This window comes from Streptomyces sp. CA-111067 (assembly GCF_050956065.1).
Lineage (GTDB): Bacteria > Actinomycetota > Actinomycetes > Streptomycetales > Streptomycetaceae > Actinacidiphila.
The window spans coordinates 3,602,054-3,619,984 of the sequence record NZ_CP192103.1 but is presented as its reverse complement, the minus strand read 5'-3'; the positions used below and the strand labels follow the sequence as shown (position 1 = coordinate 3,619,984).

The 17,931-nt window shown below is 73.1% G+C and carries 8 protein-coding genes; all 8 read right to left on the bottom strand.

Going from position 1 to position 17,931, the window contains the following annotated elements; genetic code table 11:
• Positions 1-27: 27 nt before the first annotated feature.
• The 8 genes from ACQPW6_RS15765 to ACQPW6_RS15730 all read right to left on the bottom strand — a co-directional run bounded on the left by ACQPW6_RS15765 (position 28) and on the right by ACQPW6_RS15730 (position 17,633).
• The gene (locus tag ACQPW6_RS15765; protein ID WP_433890269.1) at positions 28-357 is read right to left on the bottom strand and encodes a hypothetical protein; all 330 of its coding nucleotides are present in this window, start codon (positions 355-357) and stop codon (positions 28-30) included.
• Positions 354-14,030, bottom strand: a complete 13,677-nt coding sequence (locus ACQPW6_RS15760; protein ID WP_433890268.1) for an SDR family NAD(P)-dependent oxidoreductase — start codon at positions 14,028-14,030, stop codon at positions 354-356. Before ACQPW6_RS15760 ends, ACQPW6_RS15765 begins: the two co-directional genes overlap by 4 nt.
• A 48-nt stretch (positions 14,031-14,078) precedes the next feature.
• Complete coding sequence (locus ACQPW6_RS15755) at positions 14,079-14,525, bottom strand: ester cyclase (protein WP_433890267.1); 447 nt, start codon at positions 14,523-14,525, stop codon at positions 14,079-14,081.
• Positions 14,491-15,435, bottom strand: a complete 945-nt coding sequence (locus ACQPW6_RS15750) for an MBL fold metallo-hydrolase (protein ID WP_433890266.1) — start codon at positions 15,433-15,435, stop codon at positions 14,491-14,493. Before ACQPW6_RS15750 ends, ACQPW6_RS15755 begins: the two co-directional genes overlap by 35 nt.
• A complete protein-coding gene (locus tag ACQPW6_RS15745) occupies positions 15,432-15,821 on the bottom strand; it encodes a nuclear transport factor 2 family protein (protein ID WP_433890265.1) in 390 nt (129 codons plus the stop codon). Before ACQPW6_RS15745 ends, ACQPW6_RS15750 begins: the two co-directional genes overlap by 4 nt.
• A gap of 2 nt (positions 15,822-15,823) precedes the next feature.
• Positions 15,824-16,156 (bottom strand): antibiotic biosynthesis monooxygenase family protein, encoded by a 333-nt coding sequence (locus ACQPW6_RS15740; RefSeq protein ID WP_433890264.1) that lies wholly within the window; start codon positions 16,154-16,156, stop codon positions 15,824-15,826.
• Positions 16,153-16,896 (bottom strand): cupin domain-containing protein, encoded by a 744-nt coding sequence (locus ACQPW6_RS15735; protein WP_433890263.1) that lies wholly within the window; start codon positions 16,894-16,896, stop codon positions 16,153-16,155. The genes ACQPW6_RS15740 and ACQPW6_RS15735 overlap by 4 nt, the downstream gene beginning before the upstream one ends.
• Positions 16,897-17,051: 155 nt before the next feature.
• Complete coding sequence (locus tag ACQPW6_RS15730) at positions 17,052-17,633, bottom strand: LuxR C-terminal-related transcriptional regulator (protein ID WP_433890262.1); 582 nt, start codon at positions 17,631-17,633, stop codon at positions 17,052-17,054.
• Positions 17,634-17,931 lie beyond the last annotated feature (298 nt).

The following is a 17,931-nucleotide window of genomic DNA, read 5'->3' as shown; positions in this document are numbered from 1 at the left end:
CGACCAGCCGGGCCTCGGTGTCCTCGGTCATCGGGGCTCACTCCCACCGGAGTTGGGGCGGTCCGGGTGGCTCCGGTAGCCCGGCTCGTTCTGGTAGCTCAGGTAGCCCCACTCGGAGTCCGGGTCGCCCCAGGCGCCGTCGCGCGGGTCGTCCTCGAACTCGGCCGGCGGCGGGATCAGCGGGACGAAGGGCCCGCCCATCGAGACGAGGATCTGCCACATCGCGGCCAGGAACGCCCGGTCCCGGTGCGGGGGAGACGGCCGCGCCCGGCCCACGTCGGCCTTCCGCGCCGCCGACTCCCGCCGCGGGGGCTTGCGTTGGGCCGGTATGCGGGCGGCGGGAATCCGGCCGGTCATCGCGGACCACCTTCCCCCAGTGCGGCCGCGATCAGTTGCTGGGTGTCCATCGTCTCGATCAACTCCTTCCGGCTCGGCCGCGCGTCCGGTACCGGCGCGACGAGGGTTCGGTGGATGTGGTCGGCGAGCGCCGCCGGAGTCGGGTGGTCGAACACGGAGGTGGCTGGCAGCGGCACGTCGGTCAACGGGGCGAGCGCGTTGCGCAGTTCGATCGCGGTGAGCGAATCGACCCCCAGGTCACGGAAGTTGCGCTCCGCGTCCGGCGCCTGGTCCTCGCGGTGGCCGAGCACGGAGCCCAGCGTGCGGATCAACAGGTCGAGCACGCGCTGCCGTTGCTCGTCCCGGTCGAGCCCGGCGAGCTCGTGTCGCAGCCTTGCAGCATCGTCCTTGCGCCCCGGCCGGGCGGGCGCGCGCAACGTGACCGCGGCGACCTGCGCGCGCGGCGCGCTGAGCGCGGCGTCGAACATCGCCAGCCCGTCGGCCTCGGCGATCGCCGCGAGCCCCCGGTCGTGCAGCCGCGCGAGATCGGCATCACGCAGATGCCCCGTCATCCCGCGCTGCCCGGCCCACAGCCCCCAGGCGATCGACACGGCAGGCAGCCCGGCGGCCCGGCGATGCGCGGCGAGCCCGTCCAGGAACGCGTTCGCCGCCGCGTAGTTGCCCTGCCCGGCGGACCCGAGCGTGCCGGCGACGGACGAGAACAGCACGAACGCAGACACGTCGAGCCCACGGGTGGCCTCGTGCAGATGCCACGCGGAGTCCGCCTTCGCGGCGAGCACGGAGCTGAGCCGCTCCGGCGTGAGCGACCCGATCACCCCGTCATCGAGCACTCCGGCCGCGTGCACGACGCCGGTGAGGTCGGCGGTGACGAGCCGGCCGACGGCGTCCCGATCGGAGACGTCACAGGCGAGGACGCGGACGTCCGCGCCGAGTTCGTTCAACTCACGCTGGAGGGCGGGCAGGTCGGGCGCGTCCGCCCCGCGCCGGCTGACGAGCACGAGCCGCCTGACCCCATGCGAGGCGACCAGATGCCGGGCGAACAACGCCCCGAGCCCGCCGGTGCCCCCGGTGATGAGGACGTTGCTGTGCGCCCCGAAGGTCGAGGTGCGGCCCGATTCGTCGAGGAGCGGCACGAGCCGGGGAGTGTGAGCGACGCCCGCCCGGATGACGAGCTGCGACTCCCCGGTGCGCAGCACACCCCCGAGATCCAGTTCGCCATCCGTATCAACGACGACAAACCTCCCCGGCTGCTCCAACTGAGCCGCCCGCACGAGCCCCCAGACAGCAGCCCCGCCGAGGTCAACAACCCCCTCGCCGGCCAAGGCGACGGCCCCTCGGGTGACGACCACAACCCGCTGGTTCCCGGGCGCGGCCAAGGCGCTCCAGACGCTCCGCGTGGCGGCGTGAAGAGAGGAGACGACATCCGACCCGGTGAAGGGCATGTCCAGGACGACGACGTCGGGCTGCGACGAGGAGGGGGAGCCGGGGGCGGGCGTAGCGCCGGGGACGCCGGTCGGCGGCGCGGTTGCGGTGCTGGTGTCCGGCCGGTTTGTGGAGGTGTGCGCGGATGCGGAGCCGGTAGGTGACGGGTGCACGCGATTGAGTACGGGAATGGAGTCGGGGTTGGTGGCGGCGGCATGCGGGGTGACTCGCGTCGGCCCGGCAGCCCCGGACGCGAGGACAGCCGGGGGCGCGGGTTCGGCCGTAGGAAGCGGCGTCCACGCCAGTTCGTGGAGGCGGACGGTCGGAGTCATCGGGCGGAGGCGGACCGATTCCGCCGTGAGCACCGGGTGGCTCGACTCGTCGTACACAGTCACCGACACGTCCTCCGGGCCTGACGGGGAGAGCCTGACCCGCAGGGTCCCCGCCCCGGAACGGTGCAGCGTCATGTTCTGCCAGGCGAACGGGACGTCCGTGCCGGCCCGCGCCGTGCCCACCAGCCACGCCTGAAGCGCCGCGTCCAGCAGCGCCGGGTGCAGGCCGTAGCCTGCCGTGTCGACCTCCGCCGTCACCTCGGCGAGTACGTCCTCGCCGTCGCGCCACAGCGCGCGCAGGCCGCGGAAGGTCAGACCGTAGTCGTAGCCCTGCCGGGCCAGGCGGTCGTACGCGCCGCCCAGGTCGATCGGCACGGCGCCGGACGGCGGCCAGGCCGTCAGCCGGGGCGGGATCACCGGGGCTGCGGCGGCCATCGAACCCCGCGCGTGCACCACCCACGTCGCCGCCGGCTCGTCCGGGCGCGCGGAAATCACCACCTCGCCGGCCGGGTGGGCGATCACCTGGACCGCCAGCCCGCCCTGCTCCGGGAGCACCAGCGGCGCCTGGATCACCAGCTCGCGAACCGTGCTCGCGCCGAGCTCCGCGCAAGCCCGCAGCGCCAGTTCGGCGAAGAGCGTGCCGGGCGCCAGCACCGTACCGGCCACCGTGTGATCGGCCAGCCAGCGCGGCGAGTTGCGGGAGATCGAGCCGGACAGCAGCACGGGGCCGTCGTCCGGCAGCTCCATCCGGGCGGTCAGCACGGGGTGGTCCGCCGCGACGAACCCCAACCCCGTTCCCGCGACCGCCGGTTCGGGCCGCAACCAGAAGCGCTGCCGGTCGAACGCGTAGCTCGGCAACTCCGCGTACGGGCCCGGCCGTTCGCCGAACACCGCCCGCCAGTCCACCGGCAGTCCCCGCGCCGACAGCTCGCCGAGCGCGGGCAGCATGCTCGTCAACTCCGGCAGGTCGCGCCGCAGCAGCGACAGCGCCACCACCTTGCTGGGAATGCTCTGCGCCGTCAGCGTGGTCAGTGCCCGGCCCGGCCCGATCTCCACGAAGGTCCGCGCGCCCAGCTCCGCGAGGGAGTTCACGCAGGGCACGAACCGTACCGCGCCCCTGGCGTGCCGCAGCCAGTAGTCCGCCGACCGCAGGTCGCCCTCCCCGGCCGGGCCGCCGGTGACGTTGGACAGGATCGGGATCGTCGGCGGTTGGTACGTGACCTTCGCCGCCACGGCCGCGAACTCACCGAGCCTGCCGTCCAGTTCGGCCGAATGGAACGCGTGCCGGTTGCGCAGCTTGATCGACCGCCGGCCGCGTTCCCGCCAGCGTTCGACCACCCGCTCGACGGCCTCCGCCGTCCCGGAAATCACCGTGGCGTCGGGCGCGTTGAGGGCGGCGATCGAGACGCCGGGCTCAAGGGTGGGTTCGATCTCGTCGGCGCCGGCCTGTATCTGCACCATGCTGCCTGGCGGCAAGGCCCCCATCGACCGCCCGCGCGCGGTGATCAGCCTGGCGGCGTCGGGCAGCGAGAGGATGCCGGCGACGTGCGCCGCGGCCAACTCGCCGAAGGAGTGGCCGAGCAGGTAGTCGGGCCGCAGCCCGAACGATTCCAGCAGCCGGTACAGGGCGATCTCGACGGCGAACAGCGCTGGCTGGGTGAACTCGGTCTGATCCTGGAGCACGGCCGCACCGGCCGACCCCTTCTCGGCGAACAGCAGGTCGGCCAGCGGCCGTTCGAGGTTGGCGTCGAGCGCGCCGAGCACGTCGTCGAGCGCGGCGGCATAGGCGGGAAACTCGGCGTAGAGCGCGGCACCCATGGCCGGGTACTGGCTCCCGTGCCCGGGAAAGAGGAACACAACGGGCCCGGCCACCGGTTCGGCCGGCTCGGCGTGAGCGGCCTCGCCCAGCCGGTCAAGCAACTCACCCCGGTCCGCACCGGTGACGACCGCCCGGTAGGGAAACCGCGACCGGGTCGCAACCAACGCACGGCCGACCGCCGCCACGTCGAGCCCGTCATGCGCCCGCAGATGCGCGAGCAACCGCGCGGCCTGCCCCCGAAGCGCGGAGGGCGAGCGCGCGGACAACACCAACGGCACGACTGGCCAGCTCCGTTCGGAGCCAACGGGGGCGGCGGGGCCGGTGCCGGCGGGGGCCTGCTGCCGGGGTGCAACGGCGGCGGGCTCGTCCGCACTGGCGAGGGCCGGTGCTGGTTGGTTCGCGGTGGACGGTGTTGGCCGTCCTGTGCCGACGTGGGCCGGTTGGTCGCTGTCGGCGGGCGCTGGCTGCTGCGCGGCGACGGTGGTGGGCTGGCCCGCGTCGGCGGGTGTTGGCCGCTGTGCGGTGGACGGTGCCGGGCGTCCTGTGCCGACGAGGGCAGGTCGGTCACTGCCGGCGGGCGCTGGCTGCCGTGCGGCGACGGTGGTGGGCTGGCCCGCGTCAGCGGGGGTTGGCCGCTGTGCGGCGACGGGTGTCGGCTGGTCCGTGCTGGGAGGTGCCAGGCGTCCTGTGCCAACGGCGTCTGGTTGGTCGGTGCCGGCGGGCGCTGGTTGCCGTGCGGTGGTGGCGGCGTGCTGGTCCGCGCCAGCGGGCATCGGTTGCTGTGGCGCGGCGGTCGCGGCCTGGTCCGTCCCGGCCGGTGTCGGCTGGCCCGCCGCGATCGGCTCCTGCTGGCCCCTGCCCGCCGCAGTCGGCCGTGCCGTGGCGGCCCGCGCCAAGCTCCCCGTGGCCGCCCGCGCCAACTGACCTCTACCGGGCGGCGCCAGCCGCACTTCGCGCGCCGACTCCCCTTCCACCGGAGCCTGTTCAAGAATCACGTGCGCGTTCGTCCCCGAGATCCCGAACGCCGATACCCCCGCCCGCCGGGGGCGCCCCGTGCGCGGCCACTCCGCCCGTTCGGTGGCCAGCGCGACCGCGCCGCGCGACCAGTCCACCGCCGACGTCGGCGGGTTCGCGTGCAGCGTGGGGGGTACCACGCCCTCGCCGAGCGCGGCGATCATCTTGATCATGCCCGCCATGCCCGCCGCCGCCTGGGTGTGGCCGAGGTTGGACTTCACCGAGCCGAGCAGCAACGGCCGCTCGGCCGGGCGGCCTTGGCCGTATGTCGCGATCACCGCCTCCGCCTCGATGGGATCGCCGAGCACCGTGCCTGTGCCGTGGGCCTCCAGTACGTCGACGTCCCCGCTCCCGAGGCCCGCGTCGGCGAGTGCGGCGCGGATCACCCGTTGCTGGGACGGGCCGTTGGGGGCCGTCAGGCCGTTGGACGCGCCGTCCTGGTTCAGCGCGCTGCCGCGCAGCACCGCGAGCACGCGGTGGCCGCGTTCCCGTGCCCGCGACAGCCGTTCGAGCACGAGCACGCCCGCGCCCTCGCTCCAGCCCGTCCCGTCGGCCGCCGCGCCGAACGACTTGCAGCGCCCGTCCGCGCCCAGGCCGCCCTGCCGGGCGAACTCCACGAACACGCGCGGCGTGGCGATCACCGTTGCCGCGCCGACCAGCGCCATGTCGCACTCGTCGGACCGCAGCGACCGCGCCGCCAGGTGCACCGCGACCAGCGACGACGAGCACGCCGTGTCCACGGTGACCGCCGGCCCCTCCAGGCCGAGCGCGTACGCGACCCGGCCGGACGCGACGCTGCCCTGGCTGCCGATCAGCCGGTAGCCCTCCACCCCGGCCGCCGCGTCATCGACCCCGGCGCCGTAGTCCTGCGCCATGATCCCGGCGAACACGCCGGTCCTGCTGCCGGCCAGCGACTCCGGGTCGATCCCGGCCCGCTCCACCGCCTCCCAGCTGACCTCGAGCAGCAGCCGCTGCTGCGGGTCCATCGCGGCGGCCTCGTGCGGGTTGATGCCGAAGAAGGCGGCGTCGAACGCGCCCGCGTCGGCGAGGAATCCGCCCTGGCGGGTGGCGAGCCCGGCGACCTGCCAGCCCCGGTCGGTCGGGAAGTCGCCGATCGCGTCGCGGCCCTCGGCGACGGCCTCCCACAAGTCGGCGGGGGAGTCGATGCCGCCGGGGAAGCGGCAGCCCATGCCGACCACGACGATCGGGTCGGCGTCGTCCGCCACCAACGTAGGTCGGGCGTCGGTGACTTGAGCGGGGCGGCCGGCGGTCCGCTCGCGCAGGTAGCCGGCCAGCGCGGCGGGCGTGGGGTAGTCGAAGACGACGCCGGCCGGCAGCGGCGTTCCGGTGGCCGTCTTGAGGCGGTTGCGCAGTTCGACGGACAGCAGCGAGTCGAAGCCGAGGTCACGGAAGTTGCGGTCGGGGTCGATCTGTTCGGCGCCGGCGCGCCCGAGGAGGGACGCGGCCTCGGTACGGGTCAGGGTGAGCAGGTCCGTGGGCGCCGGATCGGCGGTGGCCGCGACTTGAGCCCGGGTGGGCATCAAGTCGCTCAGCACCGAGGGCAGTTCGCCGGTGGCGGCGGACACCTGGAGCGCGGCGCGGTCGACCACCATCGCCACCACGTGCGGACGGCCCTGCGCGAGCGCCGCGTCGAAGAGCGACAGCCCCGCGTCAACGGGCAGTTCGGTCAGGCCGCGCCGCCTGAGCCGGTCGACGTCCGCGTCGCGCAGTTGCCCGGTCATGCCGATGCTGCGGTCCCACAGGCCCCAGCCGATGGACACGGTGGGCAGCCCGTGGTGCTGCCGGTGGCCGGCCAGCGCGTCCAGGAAGGCGTTGGCAGCGGAGTAGTTGGCCTGTCCGGGGCCGCCGAACACGCCGAGCACGGAGGAGAACAGGACGAGCGTGGCACCGGTCCGCGCGGTGGCCTCGTGCAGATACCAGGCAGCGTCGGCCTTGGGCCGCAGGACGGTGTCCATCCGGTCCGGACTCAGCGCGTCGAGCACGCCGTCGTCCAGCACCCCGGCCGCGTGGATGACGGTGCTGAGGTCGGACGTCACCAACTGGTCGACGGCGGCGCGGTCGGTGACATCGCACGCGACCACGTGGGCGGTGGCCCCCAACTCGGCCAGATCGGCGACGAGGTCAGCGGCGCCGGGCGCGTCGGGCCCCTGTCGCGAGGCGAGCACGAGCTGCCGGACGCCGTGCCGCGTGACGAGATGCCGGGCCAGCGCCGAGCCGAGGCCCCCGGTGCCGCCGGTGATCAGCGTGGCCCCGGCGGTGCCGAACCCGCCCGAGCCGACGTCCGACACGGGCGTGAGCCGAGCGGCATGCGCCACCCCCGCCCGGACCATCACCTGCGGCTCACCACTGGCGACGACGCCGGCGACATCGATCCCCCCGTCAGCATCCACGAGCACAACCCGCCCGGGCGCCTCGGCCTGAGCGGCCCGCACAAGCCCCCACACGGCAGCGGCAACGGGATCAGCGGCCCCATCCCCACTTCGCTGCACCGCGCCACAAGTGGCGATCAACAGAACGATCTCCGAAGCGCGTTCATCGGCCAGCCACCCCTGGAGCACGGCGAGCACGCGGTGGGTGGCCAGGTGCGTGGCAGCGACGACGTCGGCCCCGTGGTCGAGGCCGGCACCGTTGGCGCTCGGGCTAGCGGTGCCAGGCCGGGCAGCACCGGAGTTCGCCAGGTCTGCCCCGGCCTCCGAACTCGCGGCGCGCGGCCGGGCGGAGCCTGAACCGGCGGCGTTCTGTGGGGGCTCCGTGCCAGTCGCGTCGGACACAGCCACCGAACTCGCCGCGTCCGGCGGGCCGGCCGGGGCGAACCCGTGCCGGAGATCCAGCACCACCACGTTCGGCGGCGTTGCCGTCCTGTCCCACTCCTCCCATGCCGCCACCGACACCGGGGGCGCCTTCAACCGGGCCAGGGGTGGCCAGGTCGGTTCCAGTAGGACGTGGGAAGTCGCTGTCCGGGACAGTGCTGCTTGCTGTGCGGCGGACAGTCGGCGCAAGGTCACCGAACCCACCGTGCACACCGGGCTGCCCGTCTCGTCGTAGGCCGCCACCGCGAACTCCTCAACGCCCTTCGGCGTCAGCCGCACCCGCAGGGCGGCCGCGCCGGAGGCGAGCACGCGGACGTCGGTCCAGGAGAACGGCAGGGACATGCCGTCACCCGCGAACGTCGTCAGCGCCGCGTGCAACACCGCGTCCAGCAGGGCCGGGTGGAGAGCGAAACCGGTCGGGGGCGTGCCTTCCGGGAGGGCTACCTCGGCGAAGGTCTCCTCGCCTCTCCGCCATACCGCGCGCAGGCCACGGAAAGCGGGGCCGTAGCCGTAACCGCGTTCCGCCAGCCGCTGGTAGGCGTCGGCCAGGTCCACCGGCGTTGACGCAGCAGGCGGCCATTCGTCCAGCCGGGCGGACGGGTCAGCCGACGCCCCCTCCGCCAACTCGCCCCGCGCATGCATCACCCACTCGCCATCCGTCCGCGAGTGGATCGCGACCCCACCCTCGTCCGCGACCACCCGGACGTCCACGCCACCCTGCTCGGGCAGCACCAGCGGTGTCTGGATCACCAGTTCACCCAGCACCCCCCGGCCGGCCGCCGCCCCCGCGCGCAAGGCCAGTTCGACGAACGCCGTCGCCGGCAGCAACGTCGTGCCCGCCACCGCGTGGTCGGCCAGCCAGCCGTGGGCGGCGAGGGACAGCCGGCCGGTCAGCAACACCGCACCCGTGCCGGGAAGTTCGGCCACCGCGCCGACCAGCGGGTGATCGGCTGCGGTCAGGCCCAGACCGGTCACGTCCGCCTGGGGCACCGGCTCAAGCCAGTACCGGCGCCGGTCGAACGCGTATGTCGGCAGCGGCACTTGGCGGGCACCGGCGCCGAACGCCGGAGCCCAATCCACCTCGCCGCCGTGAACGAACCGCTCCGCCGCCGAGGTCAGGAAACGTGCCGGGCCGCCCTCGTCGCGCCGCACCGAGCCGACCACCACCGCTGTGCGGCCGACCCGTTCGGCGGTCTGCTCGATGTGGATGCCCATCGCGGGATGCGGCGAGCACTCCACGAAGTGCGTGAACCCGTCCGCGAGCAGTGCCTCCACCGCAGGCTGGAACGCCACCGGCTGCCGGCAGTTGCGGAACCAGTAGTCCGCCGTCAGCTCCTCGCCCGCGACGGGCGCGCCCGTCACCGTCGAGTACACCGGCACCGGCGAGCCGGCCGGGCGGACGAACGAGACCAGGTCGGCGAACCGGTCCTCCAGCGGGTCGAGCAGCGGTGAGTGCGAGGCGAACGGCGCGACGATCCTGGCCGGCACGTCGGCGGCCCGCAGCTCGGCGACGAAATCGTCGAGCGCGTCCGCCGGGCCGGTCACCGTCGTGCCCGCCGGGCCGTTGACGCCCGCGATCGCCAGGCCGGGCGGCAGCCGGTCCACGACCTCGGCCACCGGTGCGCCGACCGAGGCGATGGCGCCGGGGAGCCGTTCGTTGAGCAGGCTGGAGCGGGCCACGATGAGCCGGCACGCGTCGTCGAGCGACAGCGCGCCGGCCACGCAGGCCGCCGCGATCTCGCCCTGCGACGAGCCCACGACGGCGTCGGGCCGCACGCCCAGCGAGCGCCACAGCTCGGCCAGCGACACCAGTACGGCGAACAGCGCGGGCTGCGTGATGTCGGCGCGCGCCAGCCAGGAGTCGTCCGCCGCCTCCCGGACGATGTCGAGCAGCGACCAGTCCACCAACGGGTCCATGATCCGGGCGCAGTCAGCCATGCGGGCGGCGAACACCGGCTCGGTGTCGAGCAGTTCGGCGGCCATCCCGCGCCACTGGGAGCCGTAACCGGGGAAGACGAACGCGGTCTTCCCGGGCTCCTCCTCCGCCTGGCCGTAGGTCACGTTCCCGACGGGCAGCCCGTCGGCCACCGCCGACAGGCCGGCCGTCAGGGCGTGGGAGTCCGCGCCGACCACTACCGCGCGGTACGCGAACCGCGAACGGGACGCCAGCGAACGGCCGATGTCCGCCGGATCGCGCTCGGCGGTGTCGGCGGCGATGTGCGCGAGCAGGCGCTGTGCCTGTCCGCGCAGAGCGTCCTCGGTCTGCGCCGACAGGACCCACGGCACGACGGACGGCCGTGAATCGCCCTGGCGCAACGCCCCGTCAACCGGGGCCTGTTCGAGGATGACGTGCGCGTTGGTGCCGGAGATCCCGAACGAGGACACACCCGCCCGACGCGGCCGCCCGGTCTCCGGCCAGTCCTGGGCACGGGTCGCGAGCCGTACCCCACTGCCGGACCATTTCACGTGAGCGGTAGGGGCGTTGACGTGCAATGTGGCGGGCACGATACCGTGCCGCAGCGCGCCGACCATCTTGATCACGCCCGCCACGCCCGCAGCCGCCTGCGTGTGCCCGATGTTCGACTTCAGCGAGCCGAGCAGGAGTTGGCGGTGCGGCGGATGGCCGCGTCCGTAGGTGGCGAGCACGGCCTGCGCTTCGATCGGGTCGCCGAGCGGCGTCCCGGTGCCGTGCGCCTCGACGACGTCCACGTCGCCGGGAGTCAGGCCCGCGTCAGCGAGTGCGGCGCGGATCACCCGTTGCTGGGAGGGGCCGTTGGGCGCGGTGAGCCCGTTGGACGCGCCGTCTTGGTTCATCGCGCTGCCGCGCAGCAGCGCCAGCACCTCGTGCCCGTTGCGCCGCGCGTCCGACAACCGTTCCAGGACGACGACGCCGACGCCCTCCGCCCACGCCGTGCCGTCCGCGTCCGCCGCGAAGGACTTGCACCGCGCGTCCGGGGAGAGGCCGCGCTGCCGGGCGAATTCGAGGAAGACGCGGGGGGTCGACATGACGGTGGCGCCCCCGGCCAGCACCAGGTCCGATTCGCCCGACCGCAGCGACTGGGCGGCCAGATGCATCGCGACCAGTGAGGACGAGCACGCCGTGTCGATCGTCACGGCCGGCCCTTCGAGGCCGAGCGTGTACGCGACCCGGCCGGACGCGACCGCCGACAGGCCGCCGGTGATCCGGTAGCCCTCGACGGACTCGCCGGCGTCCCAGCCGTACATGCCGACGAACGTGCCGGTTCGGCTGCCGGCCAGGGTGTGCGGGTCGATGCCGGCGTTCTCCAGCGCCTCCCAGGTGACTTCGAGCAGCAGCCGCTGCTGCGGGTCCATCGCGAGCGTCTCGCTCGGGCTGATCCCGAAGAACCCGGCGTCGAACCCGGCGGCGTCGGCGAGGAAGCCGCCCTCGCGGACGTAGGTGGTTCCGACCCGGTCCGGGTCGGGGTCGTAGAGCGCCGCCAGGTCCCAGCCGCGGTCGGTGGGGAAGCCGGAGATCACGTCCCGGCCGGTCGCCGCGACCTCCCACAGGCCGTCCGCGGAGGTGACGCCGCCGGGGTATCGGCAGCCGGTGCCGACGATCGCGATCGGATCGTCGGCACCGGCTGCGGGGGCACCGGCCGGGACCGTTCGGGGGTGGTCGCCGGCCGGCGGAACGGGGGCCGGCACGTCGCCGGCGGTGTGACGGTCAGAGGCGAGCCCGGCCAGGTGCGCGGCGAGCGCGGCCGGGTTCGGGTAGTCAAAGACGGCGGTCGCCTCGACCTGCGCACCGATCGCGGCGGTGAGCCGCTCGGCGAGTTCGACGGCGGCGAGCGAGCCGAAGCCGAGGTCTTTGAAGCCGCGATCCCGGGGTACGGAGTTGGCGTCGTCGTGCCCCAACTGGGCGGCGACCTGGGCGCGGACGACCCCGAGCAGGTCGTCACCGGTGGTGGCTACGGCGGGCGCGGCCCGGTCGGGGCCGGCGCTCGACCGCTCGAAGGCATACGTGGGCAGGTCGACCGTCCGCGCCCCGGTCCCGTCAAAGACCGCGCCCCAGTCCACCTCGCCCCCACCCACGAACGCGGCGGCCATCGCAGAAAGCGCGGAGGCGACCGAGGCGGGCGCCGCCAGTCCGCCGACGACTGGCACGTCACCCGTTGCGCCGACCGCCGGTTGAAGCGCCCCCGGCCTGCCGGCCGTTGTGCTGAGCGCCCCCGACTCGGCCGCCGGTTGGAGCACCGTCGGGCCGTCTGCCGACGGTGTGGGTCCCCCGGGTCCGTCTGCGGTCTGAGACTGCGTCGTGAGGCTGACGGACGGGGCATCGACAGCCGTCGGCCTGCCGGCTGGGCCGTCAGCCGTCTGGCGCTCCGCCGTCAGGCTGACAGCCGCCGACCCCTCGGTCGCACCGCTGGCCTCCGCCGACTCGGCCTCCGGGTGGAGCGCCCCCGGGCTGTCCGCCGTCGAGGTGGGCCCCGCGGATCCGTCTGCGGTCTGACTCTCCGCCGTCGGGCTGACAGCCGGGGGACTGACAGCCGTCGGCCTGCCGGCCGAGCCGTCCGCCGCCGGGAGGACGCCATTCCGGCCACTCTCCGCCGGGGCGAGGCCACTCAGGCCAGCCTCCGTTGGGCCGGCCAGCGCCGGACCCTCCACCACCGGGCCGCCACCGGCCGCCAACTCCCTTAACCCAGACTCCAGGTCGGCCCCATCACGACCGAGCACCACCCCCCTCACCCCGAACACCGTCCGCGTCGTCGCCAGCGAGAAGCCCACATCCACCGGGTCCGGGCGGTCGGGACCGGTCGACGCGAACCTCGCGAGCAGGCGGCCGGCCTGGGCGCGTAGCGCGGCCGGCGTCTTCGCGGAGAGCACCCACGGCACCACCGCCATCCCTGCCGGGGCAGGCGCATCCGGGCGCGACGGAGCCTCCGTCAGGATCACGTGGCAGTTCGTGCCGCCCAGGCCGAAGGAGCTCACGCCGGCCACCGCGCGGCCGGGCGGCCACGGGCGCGTCCGTGCGTTCACCTCCACGTTCAACTCGTCCAGGGCGATCGCCGGGTTGGGGTGCGCGAAGTGCAGGCTTGCGGGCAACTCGCGCTCCCGCAGGCTCAGTACGGTCTTGAGCAGGCCGGCGATCCCGGCCGCCGCCTCCAGGTGGCCGATGTTGGTTTTGACCGAGCCGACCAGCAGCGGGCTGGTCCGGCCCTCGGCGGTGCCGAGGGCCGCGCCGAGGCCGGCTGCCTCCACCGGGTCGCCGACCGCCGTGCCCGTTCCGTGCAGTTCGACGTACTGGACGGCGGCCGGGTCGATGCCGGCCTGCCGGTACGCCCGCGCGAGCAGTGCCTGCTGGGACGCGGCGCTGGGCATCGTCAGACCGTCCGTGCGGCCGTCGTTGTTGACCGCGCTGCCCGCGATGACCGCGGCGATGGGGTCGCCGTCGGCGAGGGCGTCGGGCAGTCGCTTCAGGACGACCAGGCCGCCGCCCTCACCGCGGACGAAGCCGTTGGCGCGGCTGTCGAAGACGTGGCAGCGGCCGTCGGGGGAGAGCACGCCCATCTCGGCCAGGCCGCTGTCGGCGTCCGGGGCCAGCATCAGGCTGGCCCCGCCCGCCAGGGCCACATCGCACTCACCGGTCCGCAGCGATTGCACCGCCAGGTGGACGGCGACCAGTGACGAGGACTGCCCGGTGTCCACCGTGAGGCTGGGGCCGGTCAGCCCCAGGGCGTACGACAACCGGTTGGCCACCATCCCGCGCTGCCGCCCGGTGAACGTGTACTGGTCAGGCCCGCCCTCCGGCGAGCCGTCCGCCTGCCCGTACTCGCCCGGCGCCGCCACGAACACACCGGTCTGCGTCCCGGCGGCCCGCTCCCGCGTCAGCCGGGCGCTCTCCAGCGCCTCCCACCCCAGCTCCAGAATCAGCCGCTGGTGCGGGTCCATGGCGGCGGCCTCGCGCGGGAAGATCCCGAAGAAACCGGCGTCGAACCCGGAGACGTCGTCGAGGAACGCACCACGGCGGGCGGTCGACGTCCGCCCCGCGGGCGGGTCGGTCACCGCGTCGGTGCCGGAGCGCAGCAGCCGCCAGAACTCGGCCGGCCCGTTCGCCCGGGGCAGCCTGGCGGCGAGCCCGATGATCGCGAAACCGTCCGCGGACTCCACCGCGGAACCGTCGGCGATCCCGTTACCCGAACCCGAACCCGAACCCGAGCCCGAACCCGAGCCCGAAGCCGAACCCGAGCCGGAGCCCGAAGCCGAGCCCGAACCGTTGGCGAAACCGTCAGTCATGATGCATCTCCTCGACGAGATCCCGGAGGGACGACGCTGGGCGGCCGGTCAGGAACCGGCGGCCGCCCGGCGGAACGCGGACGTGTCGGGCGGCGTCATCTTGCCGAGCTGCATCATCAGGACGTGCAGGTCGTTGCACGCCCAGTGCTCGCTGACCCGGCCGTCGCGGACCCGTGCGATGTGGATCTCGTTCCAGCTGATGGTCCGGCCGGTCGGCTCCGCGCCGAACACCACGCCCTTGTGCGTGCCGGTGAGCGTCACGTGCTGGATGACGAAGTCGCCGTCCTCGAACTCGCGGATGATGTCGGCCTTCAGGTCGGGGAAGCCCTCCCGCTCGATCCGGATCACCGACTTGACGCCCTCGCGGCTGGTGTCCATTCCGGGGGGCGCGTTGTGGTTGACGAAGTCCTCGGTCATCACCTCGTCGAGGACGTCGGCGTTGCCCTGCGAGAAGCCTTCGTCAAGAATGCGTCGGGCCATGGCCTTGTTGGACACGATGTTCTCCTTGGAATGGTGTTCCGGTGAGCTCGGACAGAGCCACCTGGATGTTGACGAGGGTCCGTTCGGGTTCGAGCCAGCCCGCCGCCGGGCCGGGATCGAACCGCGCCCATACCGTCTCGGCGGACAGCTGCCCGGTGTGTGCCAGCCGGGCGGCGGCCAGCACGCGGTCGAAGTAGTCGGCCAGGTCGCGGAGTTCGCCGATCCCGGCCGGCTTGCCGTGCCCGGGCAGTACCACCTTCGGGCGCAGCGCGATGAGTTGGTCGAGGGCGGCCCGCCAGCGGCCGACCCGGCCGTGCACCGCGAGCGGGGTCACCCCGGAGAAGCACAGGTCGCCGGTGACCAGCACCTGTTCGGCCGGCAGCCACACCACGAGGTCGGCCGCCGAGTGGGCGTCGGTGAACTCCAGGACCCGCGCACCGAAGGGCAGTTGGCGTTCGATGCCGGCCGGCGGCACCGGGTCGGCGGCCACGCTGTCCCAGTCGGCGAGCACCGCCGCGAACCTGGGCATCACCTTGGCGAGCAGCGTGGGCAGCCCCGGCTCGCCGATCATCTTGCGCATCCCGGCCGCCGTGCGCGGGTGGGCGACGATCGGCACGCCGTCGAACAGGACGTTCCCGCCGATGTGGTCGGTGTGGATGTGGGTGTTGACGACCAGCTCGGCGCGCCTGCCCCGGCGGCTCAGCGCGGCGACGATGTCGTCGGCCATCGACGGCAGCAGCATCGTGTCGATGACGGTGGCCGGCTCGCCGAGCAGCAGCACGCTGTTGGACAGGCCCGCGCCGCCGTCCCCGTTGAGCACCGCGACCACGCCGTCGGCTACCTCGACCTCGGCCCGAACGGGCGCCTGCCGTACGGCGGTTGCGGCCGGCGCTGACATCGGCCCGGGCACCGGCGCGGCGGTCATCGCTTGAGTGCCTGGATCTGCTGGATCAGGCCGGTGCGGTCGAGCATCGCGTGCCAGGACACGATGCGGCCGGCGTCGGCCCTGACCGTCTCCACCACGTTCCAGGTCAGCCGCTGCTCGGTGCCCTTGGGGATGCCGGACAGGGTCAGCTCGACCGACAGCGCGGAGCCGTCGGCGGACTCGATGATCCCGTCCACCTTGTGCTCCAACTCGTCGTAGAGCCCGCGCTGTTGCGCGAACATCCCGGCGAGCCGCTCGGCGCCCCTGGTGTCCTGGCTGGCGGTGCGGATCTCGACGTCCGCGCTGCACAGCGCGTTCAGCGCGCCGCCGTTGTCGGCCTCGACCGCCGCGTACACCGAATCCCAGAGCTCTCGTGCGGTACCCATGGTCATTTCCCTTCGCCGGACATGATCCAGTCGACCTGGTAGACGTGGACGTCCACGTTGTCGGCGTATTTGTGCATTTCGAGGATCAGCGCGCGGCCCGCCTCGCTCCTGATGTGCTCCTGGAACGCGGCGAGTTCGCTCCACTGCGCGTAGTTGGTGACCCGGCTGCCGTCCACGCTGCAGTGCACGTTGGCCGAGATGAAGCCGGGCATGTGCCGGACGATCTCGTCGGTCTCCTTGTGGATCGCGGCGGACAGCGCCTGCTGGTTCTCCGGCTTGCAGTGGAAGACGTTGATGTACGTCATCAGGCGTTCCTCGGTGGAAATCGTGCTCATGACCACGTCGCCATCGTCTCGGCGACCACCGTGAAACTCCGGAACTCCGGCTCGGAGTAGCACTCGCGCATCGGCCGGACCAGTTCCTTGTGCTCCTCGGAGCGCTCCCAGGTGAAGAAGTCCTCGATCGAGGTCCACTCGCTGGCGATCAGCCACTGCTCCGGCTTGTCGGGCGCCCGGCAGATCTGGTCGCGGATGTGGCCGTGTGTCGCGGCGACGTCCAGCCGCACCTTCTCGTACGCGGCGAGGAAGTCCTCGCGCCTGTCCTCGGCCACCTTCATCATGAACAGCACCCGGGCCGTGCCGGCCGCCTGGTCGCTCTGCCCGTCCGCCGTCCCGCCGTTGCCCTCCTCGCCGAGCACCTCGGTGTCGACGTGCGCCAGCGCCGGGTCCGGGGCGAGCGGGCCGACGTGGTAGACGGCCAGCGACTCCGTCGAACCCACGTTGCGGAGCCGGTGCCGCTTGCCGATCGGTACGTAGATGCCCTCGCCGGCCGACACCGGCCAGTCCTCGCCCTCCGCCTCCAGCATGAGGTCGCCGCTGACGACGAAAAGGAACTCCTCGCCGTACGGGTGGAAATGCTCGACCACGTATTCGCCGGGCTGCAGAACCGCCGTTCCCATGTATCCGGAGCGGCTGCCGACGGAACCGGGGTGCAGCACCATCCGCAACTGGCCGCCGCGGGCCCGATAGGGCTCGATATCCTCGGCCCTGATTCGACTCACCTTTTGTTTGCTCATGTGAGAATCATGTCCGACGGTCCTCTCGGTCCGCATCGGAGATCTGCCGCGAAATATCGGCGGGAAATCCCCGGCCGCTTGCGGGAAATCCCCGGCCCGGTGCGGGGAATCCCCGGCCGGCTACGGGTGTTCCGCAGCCGGCCGGGTCGTTCTCATCAGGGAAGTGCCGCGTGGGTCCGGAATCCGTGCATGCAGGCGTACACCGCCAGTTGGGTGCGGTCGCGCAGGTCGAGCGCGCGCAGCAGCGAGGAGATGTGGGTCTTCACCGTGGGCCTGCCCAGCTGTAGCTGGTCGGCGATCTCCACATTGGTCAGTCCGTGGCCGATCAGGCCGAGGATCTGCCGCTGCCGCGGGGTGAGCTTCACCGCGTCGCCCGGGCCGGCCGGGACCTCGGACGGGCCGCTGTAGCGCAGCGCCGTGACCAGTTCGCTCGCCACCTGCGGGTCGAGGGCGACGCCGCCGCGGTCGACCGCGCGGATCGCCTCGACCAGGCCCTGGACGGCGGTGTCCTTGTGCAGGAAGCCCTGCGCGCCGCCGAGCAGTACCTTGATCGCGGTGCCGGGGTCGAGGCTCGCGGACAGTGCGAGCACCTTCACCGCCTGCTCGGCGGTCCTGCTGACCAGCTGCCTCGCCAGCAGGTCCTCGATGTCGAAGCTGTCCAGATCCATCAGCAGTACGCGTGCCTGATGGTCACTCAGCAGCTTGGGGCTGTAACTCGCGGTGTCGAATTCGAGCACCACATGGATCCCTGGTATACCGCGCAGAACTGTCATCATCCCTGCTCGGTACACGCCAGGACCACCACAGACTGCGACCGGCAACAAATCGTCTAAACCACGTACAATTTCCATCGAGACCCCCGCAGAGTGATAAATCATCTGTGGATTTGTGGGGCAGCCAACACCGCCACCGCAGGTGGCTCCCCCTGCGGCGTACTCGCGTAACCAGTACCGGAACAGGGGCGTGCTTCCTGTGCTCCGGCTGAGTGGGTCTCTTGTGGGAATGGTCGGGGATTCCAGGACGGAGCAAGGCCGC